The following is an 8142-nucleotide window of genomic DNA, read 5'->3' on the forward strand; positions in this document are numbered from 1 at the left end:
ACCAGGGGAGGCCCCATCCGCTTCCTTCCTCCGCCTTGCAATCGAAGCCGCACGACGCCGCTCGCTGATCCGCTCCCTATCGTGGGGGAGGTCGTTACGCCTTCACGGGAGCCGGGGCCTGGGGCCCCGGCCCGCCGGTTCCGCGGCTCCGCACATGAGCGTGTGCGCCCCCGCTCGGCCCGGCACCCGTGGTGGTGCCGGGCCTCACTCCTGCGGCGGCCGCCACCGCCGATGCGTCATCACCTGTTCAGGGACTCGTGCTCGTCCGTCCGGTGCCGCGGCTGGGCCCGGCCCGCCCGATGGGCCGCCACCGGCCTCGTGACGGGCGCCTGCTTCCCCAGCCGGACATTGCGCAGCAGGGCGGCGGCCAGGACCGCCATCAGGACGAGCAGCCCGGAGGCTGTGTACATCGCCACCTGCAGACCATGGGTGAAAGCCTCACGCGCGGCCGCGGCCAGCTCCCGGCCCAGCTCGTCCGGCAGTCGGCCTGCCGTGTCCAGTGCGCCGCCGAGTGTGTCGCGCGCCGAGTCCAGGGCAGAGGCCTCCAGCCTCTGGGGGGCGCTGTCCTTGAGATCGGCCCGGTAGACGGTCGTGCCGACACTGCCCAGTACGGAAATGCCGAGCGCGCCGCCCAACTCGGTGGCGATCTGCGAGAGTCCGGAGACGGTGCCCGCCTTCTCCGGTGGGGCGGTGGCGATGATCATGTCCGAGGAAACGGTCAGAACCAGCGTGATGCCGCCGGCCATCGTCGCCGTGCCCGCCACCAGTGCCGCGACTCCCAAACCGCCGTCCAGCCGGCCCAGGACGACGAACCCGGCGGCTCCGATCAGCAGGCCGAGCCCGACGACGAACGCGGGACGGACCTTGCGGACAAGCCGCGGGGCCAGCGCGGCGGCCGTCATCGCGGCGCCGGCCGCCGGAAGTGCGTACAGACCGGCGACCAGCGGGCGCACGCCCGCCACCATTTGGAGGTACTGGATGGTGAAGAGGCTGGAGCCGACCATCGCGAAGACGCCCAGCGTATTGGCGGCGATCGACGCGGTGAAGCCACGGTTGCCGAACAGCTTGACGTCGAGCATCGGCTCGGTCAGTGAACGCTGCCTGCGGATGAAGGCGTATCCGACGGCCAGGCCGACCAGGATGGCCGAGACGGGCAGCCGACTCGGACCGTCCTGGGCGATGTGCTGCACGCCGTAGATCGTGGGGAGCATGGCCCCCAGCGACATCACCGCGCTGACCAGGTCGAACCTGCCCGGATTCGGGTCGCGGGACTCGGGGAGCATCAGCGGGGCCAGCACGATCAGCAGCGCCATGACCGGCAGGTTCACGAGGAAGACCGCGCCCCACCAGAAGTGTTCCAGGATCGCGCCGCCCATCAGCGGGCCGAGCATGGCGCCACCGGCGAACGCGCCGGTCCACACCGCGATGGCCACCCTGCGCTTTTCCGCGTTGTGGAACATGTTGCGGATCAGGGAGAGCGTCGAGGGCATCAGGGTCGCGCCACCGACACCGAGCAGCGCACGGGTCGCGATGAGCATGCCCGCGCTGGTGGAGTACGCGGCCAGCACGGAGGCGGTGCCGAACGCGGCGGCGCCGAACATGAGCAGCTTCCGGCGGCCGATCCGGTCTCCGAGCGTGCCCATCGTCAGCAGCAGGCCGGCCAGCATGAGCGGATAGATGTCGAAGATCCACAGCAACTGCGAGCTGCTCGGCTCCAGCGAGTTGCTGATGAAGGGCAGTGCGTAGGACAGGACGTGCATGTCCAGGGAGACGAGCAGGACGGGAAGTACCAGAACGGCAAGGCCGGTCCAGGCCTTCCGGTCGGCAGATTGCGTGTCTGCGTTCATGGCGGTGCAGCATACGCACGTCCTATACGTTCGTCTAGTACGGAAGTCCTAGATGCTTGTATAGGACGCTTGTTCCGGACGGACGTATGAGCCGGGTTACGGTGGCGCCGTGGGAAATCGCGAAGACTTGCTGGCAGGTGCCAAGAAATGCCTCTACGAGAAGGGGTACGCCCGGACGACGGCCCGCGACATCGTTGCCGCCTCGGGCGTCGGTCTTGCCTCGATCGGCTACCACTTCGGTTCGAAGGAGGCCTTGCTCAGTGAGGCTGTGATGGAGTCGTTCGAAGAGTGGGGGGACGAGCTCAGGGATCTCCTGGCCGACACCGCACGGGCGGAACCCGTCAACCTCGACGCGGCGTGGGAGCGGGTGTCAGGCTTCTTCGTCTCGCACCGGCCGCTGCTGCTAGCCGGCATCGAGGCATTTGCCCAGGCCAATCGGGTACCCGGGTTGCGTGAGCAGCTCGCGGAGGCTTATGAACGGGCACGGATGAATCTCGCGCTGCCGCTCAGGCTGGAAACGGCCGGTGTGAGTGACGAGAAGGCGGAGCGAGCTGTCGGCTCCTTCCATCTCGCCGTGATCTCCGGCCTCGGTCTTCAGTGGCTGCTCGACCCGGAGGGCTCCCCTTCGGGGGCCGAACTGGCGCAGGCGATGCGGCTTTTCGTCAAAGCGGCAGACGCCGGATGAGCAGGGGGTGTCGGCAGCTCGCGGGTGCGGGTGCGGCCCGTGGCCGACGTCATCTCCGCGCCGGGTGGAGGAACTCCGGGCAGCCGGTCGGGTCGGGCAGCGCCGACCCGCCGGACCCGTTCAGAGGTTGAGCGAGGCGAGCACGGCCAGCACCCGCCGATTGTCGTCGCACGACTGCGCCAGACCGAGCTTCGCGAAGATGCTGTTGGTGTGCTTGCTCACCGATTTCTCGGAGATGTACAGCTGCCGGGCGATCGCGGCATTGCTCCGGCCCTCGGCCATCAGACCCAGCACCTCTCGTTCCCGTCCGGTGAGCGACTGCATCGGCTCCTGTGCGGACGTCTTGTTCAGCAGCTGGGACACGACCAAGCTGTCCATCGCTGTCCCGCCGGCCGCCACCCGCCGTACGGAGTCGACGAATTCACTCACCTCGAAGACCCGGTCCTTGAGCAGATAACCGATGCCGCCGCGGTGGTCGGAGAGCAGCTCCCGCGCGTACAGGTGCTCCACATGCTGGGACAGCACCAGAACCGGAAGACCCGGCACCTGCTTACGTGCCTTCGTCACCGCCTGCAGCCCCTCGTCGGTGAAGGTCGGCGGCAGCCGCACGTCGACGACCGCGACGTCCGGCCGGTGTTCGAGCAACGCCCGCAGCAGGTCGGGGCCGTTGTCCACCGCCTCGACGACCTCGAAGCCGTTGGCCGTCAGCAACTGGATGATGCCCTCCCGGAGGAGGGCGAGATCTTCGGCAATCACAACACGCATGGCATCTCCATGGTCACGGTGGTGGGTCCGCCCACCGGGCTGTCGAGGTCAAGAGTTCCGTCGAACGTGGCGAGCCGGCGCTGGAGTCCGTGGAGTCCGCCGCCCGTCCTGAGTACCGCCCCGCCGCTCCCGTCGTCGCCGACGGTGACGGACAGCAACCCGTCACTGTGCCGCAGCCGCACCCACGCCGAGACGGCCCCACTGTGCTTCACCACATTCGTGAGTGTCTCGGCGACCGCGAAATATCCGGTGGACTCCACCGGGCCCTGAGGCCGGCCCGGCAGATCGCTGTCGACCTCCACCGGGATCGGCAGGTCCAGCGCCAGGGCCCGGATGGCGCCGTCGAGACCACGCTCGGCGAGGACCGGGGGATGAATGCCGCGGACCAGGTTCCGCAGCTCGGCCAGTGCCTGACTGTTCGCCTTGCGGGCGTCCCGCAGCAGCCGGTACGCGGTGGCGGGGTCCTCCTTGAACGCCTGGTCGGCCAGCCCCAGTTTGAGCCCGACCGCCACCAGTCGGGCTTGCGCGCCGTCGTGCAGATCCCGCTCGATCCGGCGCAGCTCGGCCGCCTGCGCGTCCACCGCCTCGGAGCGGGTTTCGGTCAGCTGTGCCACCCGCAGCGAGAGCAGGGTCTTCTCGGTCGGCGCCAGCAGTCTGTGCGTGAACCGGGAATGCAGCCGCAGCAGCCGTGTTCCCGACCAGAAGCCGAAGAACAGGAAAGCCAGCCCTTGGAAGAAGGCCAGGACCGACGTGTACGTACTGTGCACCGGCCAGGTCAGCGCGTATCCGTAGGTGTCGTCCATCAGCGGCCAGAACAGCGGAGTCGCCACCACCCCGTGGATGCCGTAGACGATCATCCAAACCGGCAACAGGCCGGCCAGCAGGCCGACGGGTATGTTGGCCGTCATCCACAGCAGGTCGCGCCAGGTCGCCGGATCGGTGAGCAGGGACCGCGTGCGGCGCAGACTGCTGGGCAGATCCAGCGGCTCGAAGTTCTGGTCCGTGTGCGGACGGTAGGGCGAGGCGATCGGGACCGAGCACCACTCGCCGGCGAAACGGCGGTGCAGATCCGCCAGGTTCCGCACCGCGACGGTGATGATCGGCAACGTGAGGATCCCGACGCCCAGCGGGATCAGCGACAGTGACACGACCGAAAGGATCACCAGCGGATAGCAGCCCAGCTGCGAGACGATGGAAAGAGCAAGGCCTCGTCTGGCGGCCACCAGACCGGTGCTCAGCCAGGGGCGGAAATCGGCACGCAGCCAGGGACATATTTGACGGCCACGCCGGCGGACCGCATGTATCGCACCCGGCCAGTGAGTAGTCCGCACGTACAAGTCCCGCTCTTCAGGGCCCGGATGGGCGATCTCGGCAGAACACCGCACGCGGTGTACGAGTGACCGGCGTGCGGGCCCCGCACCCGGTCTCGGTGATGAAGGGGTGAACCCTTCGAACACATTAGTCGTCGCCGGTGGGGCCGTACGCCGATCACCGCTGGGAAGTAGGGTTTTCTCCCCCTTGGAGAGGGGGCTTACCCAGGTTCCGGCGCGGCTTCCCGTGGCCCAGACTTCGAGGCATGACCACTGAACTTGCGATGGCGACGGAAGCACCGTCGGCCAAGGCGACCGGCGGCAGTGATTTCGCCCAACTGAGCCGCCGTATAACCGACGAAGGGCTGCTCGACCGGCGCGCTGTGTACTACGCGGTGCGGTTCACCCTCGTCGGCCTGGCCTTCGTCGGCGGCGGGGTCGCCCTCTTCGCACTGGGAGACACCTGGCTGCAACTGGTGCTGGCCGCGGTCATGGCCGTCGTATTCGCACAGGTTGGCCTGCTCTCCCACGACCTGGCACACCGGCAGGTCTTCAGCAGCCGTCGGGCAAGCGAGATCGGCGGCCGGATCGCCGCCAACCTCTGCATGGGCATGAGTTACGGCTGGTGGATGAACAAGCACAACCGCCACCACGCCAACCCCAACCACGAGGAGCGGGATCCGGACGTCGCCCCCGACATCCTGGTGTGGTCCCAGCGCCAGGCGCGCTTCGCCACGGGCGTGGCGAAGTTCATCGGCAGGCGGCAGGCCTACCTCTTCCTCCCGCTGCTGACGCTGGAGGGCCTCAACCTCAGCTTCAACAGCTTCAAGGCACTGCGCAGCCCCACGATGAAGCGCCCGTTCCTCGAAGGCGCCCTGCTCGTCGCCCACTTCGTCGCATACTTCGGCCTCGTCTTCGCCGCGCTGTCTCCCGGCAAGGCGTTCGCCTTCATCGCGGTTCATCAGGCGCTCCTCGGCATCTACATGGGCAGCGTCTTCGCGCCCAACCACAAGGGCATGCTCATGGTGACCCCGGACATGCGGCTCGACTTCCTGCGCCGCCAGGTGCTGACGTCCCGCAACGTACGCGGCGGCGTCCTCACGGACGTGCTCATGGGCGGACTGAACTACCAGATCGAGCACCACCTCTTCCCGAGCATGCCGTGCCCCGCGTTGGGCCGTGCCCAGCAGATCACCATGGAGTTCTGCGCGGAGAAAGGCATCCCCTACTACGAGGTCGGCCTGCTCAAGTCGTACAGCGAGATCCTCCGCCACCTGCACCGCACCGGCGAGCCGATCCGCGAGGCCGGCTGAGGCCGGAGACGCCCCCGGACGACTCATCGGTGTACGGCCGCCCCGGGCGGCCGTACACCGATGGACGCGTACGGTGTGACCAACCGTTCTCAGTGCCGGTAGAAGATCCGGTCCGCGTACTCCGTCGTGACGCGCCCGTTCCACTCATGTCCGCCGTCGACGTTTCCCGACCGCAGCAACGGCGGTTCCACCCCGCGTTCCACGAGCTGCTCCGCCGCGGCGGCCATCATCGCCTGCATCACCGCGCTGGTGACGACCGTCGAAGCGGGCGCGAACGGTGCCTCGATCCCGTCGGCGGTCAGCTCCGCGTCGCCGATGGAGATCTTGCTGTCCAGCACGATGTCGCAGTGGTCCCGCAGGAAGCCGCCCGAGCTGTGCCGGGACCGGGTGCCGTCCGCGTACGCCACCGAAGTGACGCCGATGACCTTCAGGCCGAGCGCCCGCGCATTCATCGCCATTTCCACCGGAAGCGCGTTGCGCCCGGAGAGCGAGATGATCACGAGGACGTCGCCCGCCCTGGCCGGGCTGGAGTCGAGCACCGCGCCCGCCAGCCCGTCGACCCGTTCCAGGGCCGAGCCGAGGGTCGCCGGCATGACGTCGACGCCGACCGTCCCCGGCACGGTCAGCAGGTTCATCAGGGCGAGTCCGCCCGCCCGGTAGACGACGTCCTGCGCGGCGAGCGAGGAGTGCCCGGCGCCGAAGGTGAAGAGCCTGCCGCCCGCGGCGACGGTGTCGGCGATCGCGGCACCGGCGGCCGCGATGTTGCCGGACTCCTCGTCGCGTACGCGCTCCAGCAGGCCGATCGCTGCGTCGAAGAACTGACCGGCCAGTTTGCTGTCACTCATCGAGGAGGCCCTTTCCGGCGGGGAGGATTGTCCGTGGGGTGTCGGTGCCGCGGATCACGTTGCGGTCTGGACCAGTGGCCTGTCAATACCGACCGCGCCGCTCCGCTCCACGGTGTTCGGTCGGCACGGCACGGTTGTCAGCGGTATGCGTCAGAATTGGGGGAGGGCCAGCGCACGACGTTTTTCATGTCACAGCATCGAGGGGCACGAATGTCCGGACTGATCGACACCACGGAGATGTATCTCCGCACCATCCTCGAACTCGAAGAGGAAGGTGTGGTCCCCATGCGCGCCCGTATTGCGGAACGGCTGGACCAGAGCGGTCCGACGGTCAGCCAGACGGTGGCGCGCATGGAGCGCGACGGTCTGGTGCAGGTCGCGGGTGACCGCCACCTGGAGCTGACCGACGAGGGGCGCCGCCTCGCGACCCGCGTCATGCGCAAGCACCGGCTCGCCGAGTGCCTGCTCGTCGACGTGATCGGCCTGGAGTGGGAGCAGGTCCACGCCGAGGCATGCCGCTGGGAGCATGTGATGAGCGAGGCCGTGGAGCGGCGGGTGCTGGAGCTGCTGCGCCACCCGACGGAGTCCCCGTACGGGAATCCGATCCCGGGCCTGGAGGAGCTGGGCGAGAAGGCCGAGGCCGACCCGTTCATCGACGAGGGCATGGTGAGCCTGTCGGAGCTCGACCCGGGCACCGAGGGCAAGACGGTGGTCGTGCGCCGGATCGGCGAGCCGATCCAGACGGACGCCCAGCTCATGTACACGCTGCGGCGGGCGGGTGTTCAGCCCGGCTCCGTGGTCAGCGTGACCCAGTCGCCCGGCGGAGTGCTGGTCGGCAGCAGTGGCGAGGCGGCGGAGCTGGACGCCGAGATCGCCTCGCATGTGTTCGTGGCCAAGCGCTGACGGGCCGCTGACGAGCGCCGCCCGGCCGAGTGCCGGCAGGGCGCTGAGCGTAACGTCCGCTTTCCGTTTTTCCACCCGGAATCGCAGCGCCGGGGCGGATCGCGTGCCAGGCTGTGGCTGAGGCATACCTGAGAGTGTCGGCCACCTGGTCGCGCGGTCGGGGAGGGAGCAGGAGCATGCGCCCGTCGTACTGGCATGTCCGGCACGTCCGGCACTGCACCGGGAGGTCGCTGCCGTGGCCCCGGCCGCCCACGACCCGCGCCCGGCCGCCTGTGGATCGCGCCCCGGCCGCCCACGAAGCCAAGGCCGCCGCCCGCACATCACGTGCCGCCGCCCGCGAAACCCGTGCCCGCCGCCCGCGAAGGCGTTCCGGCGTCGGTCGCTCCTCTTCGAACGACTGCTCCCCGAACGACCGCTCCCCGAACGGCAGACGGCCCCGAACGGCACAGGGCCCCGAACGGCAGAGGGCCCCGG

Annotated in this window: 7 protein-coding genes; 3 read left to right on the forward strand and 4 right to left on the reverse strand. The window is 68.9% G+C overall.

Features of this window, described 5'->3' with window-relative positions:
• Window positions 1-239 precede the first annotated feature (239 nt).
• The gene (locus tag ABTZ94_RS34460) at window positions 240-1847 is read right to left on the reverse strand and encodes an MFS transporter (protein WP_351206898.1); all 1608 of its coding nucleotides are present in this window, start codon (window positions 1845-1847) and stop codon (window positions 240-242) included.
• A gap of 109 nt (window positions 1848-1956) precedes the next feature.
• Here ABTZ94_RS34460 and ABTZ94_RS34465 point away from each other — a divergent pair, with 109 nt between their 5' ends.
• The gene (locus ABTZ94_RS34465; protein WP_351206900.1) at window positions 1957-2532 is read left to right on the forward strand and encodes a TetR/AcrR family transcriptional regulator; all 576 of its coding nucleotides are present in this window, start codon (window positions 1957-1959) and stop codon (window positions 2530-2532) included.
• 120 nt (window positions 2533-2652) lie between these two features.
• Here the strand turns inward: ABTZ94_RS34465 and ABTZ94_RS34470 are convergent, their stop codons facing one another.
• Together ABTZ94_RS34470 and ABTZ94_RS34475 are read right to left on the reverse strand one after the other, a co-directional pair.
• On the reverse strand, window positions 2653-3297 hold the full coding sequence (locus ABTZ94_RS34470; RefSeq protein ID WP_351206902.1) for a LuxR C-terminal-related transcriptional regulator: 645 nt from the start codon (window positions 3295-3297) through the stop codon (window positions 2653-2655).
• Window positions 3285-4520: a sensor histidine kinase gene (locus ABTZ94_RS34475; RefSeq protein WP_351206904.1), complete on the reverse strand. Its 1236-nt coding sequence runs from the start codon at window positions 4518-4520 to the stop codon at window positions 3285-3287. Before ABTZ94_RS34475 ends, ABTZ94_RS34470 begins: the two co-directional genes overlap by 13 nt.
• Before the next feature lie 353 nt (window positions 4521-4873).
• On the opposite strand from ABTZ94_RS34475, the gene ABTZ94_RS34480 reads away from it, so the two are divergent.
• Window positions 4874-5920 (forward strand): fatty acid desaturase family protein, encoded by a 1047-nt coding sequence (locus ABTZ94_RS34480; RefSeq protein WP_351206906.1) that lies wholly within the window; start codon window positions 4874-4876, stop codon window positions 5918-5920.
• A gap of 89 nt (window positions 5921-6009) precedes the next feature.
• On the opposite strand, the gene ABTZ94_RS34485 is transcribed toward ABTZ94_RS34480, so the two are convergent.
• On the reverse strand, window positions 6010-6765 hold the full coding sequence (locus ABTZ94_RS34485; RefSeq protein WP_351206908.1) for an SIS domain-containing protein: 756 nt from the start codon (window positions 6763-6765) through the stop codon (window positions 6010-6012).
• Window positions 6766-6975: 210 nt separating this feature from the next.
• Here ABTZ94_RS34485 and ABTZ94_RS34490 point away from each other — a divergent pair, with 210 nt between their 5' ends.
• The gene (locus ABTZ94_RS34490; protein WP_351206909.1) at window positions 6976-7668 is read left to right on the forward strand and encodes an iron-dependent transcriptional repressor DtxR; all 693 of its coding nucleotides are present in this window, start codon (window positions 6976-6978) and stop codon (window positions 7666-7668) included.
• Window positions 7669-8142: the final 474 nt, after the last annotated feature.

The organism is Streptomyces sp. NPDC002785 (genome assembly GCF_040295565.1).
Classification (GTDB): Bacteria; Actinomycetota; Actinomycetes; order Streptomycetales; family Streptomycetaceae; genus Streptomyces.

Coding starts and splice junctions, on each gene's coding strand:
- ABTZ94_RS34460 (WP_351206898.1), bottom strand. CDS start 1,847: ATGAACGCAGACACGCAATCTGCCGACCGGAAGGCCTGGACCGGCCTT.
- ABTZ94_RS34470 (WP_351206902.1), bottom strand. CDS start 3,297: ATGCGTGTTGTGATTGCCGAAGATCTCGCCCTCCTCCGGGAGGGCATC.
- ABTZ94_RS34480 (WP_351206906.1), top strand. CDS start 4,874: ATGACCACTGAACTTGCGATGGCGACGGAAGCACCGTCGGCCAAGGCG.
- ABTZ94_RS34485 (WP_351206908.1), bottom strand. CDS start 6,765: ATGAGTGACAGCAAACTGGCCGGTCAGTTCTTCGACGCAGCGATCGGC.
- ABTZ94_RS34490 (WP_351206909.1), top strand. CDS start 6,976: ATGTCCGGACTGATCGACACCACGGAGATGTATCTCCGCACCATCCTC.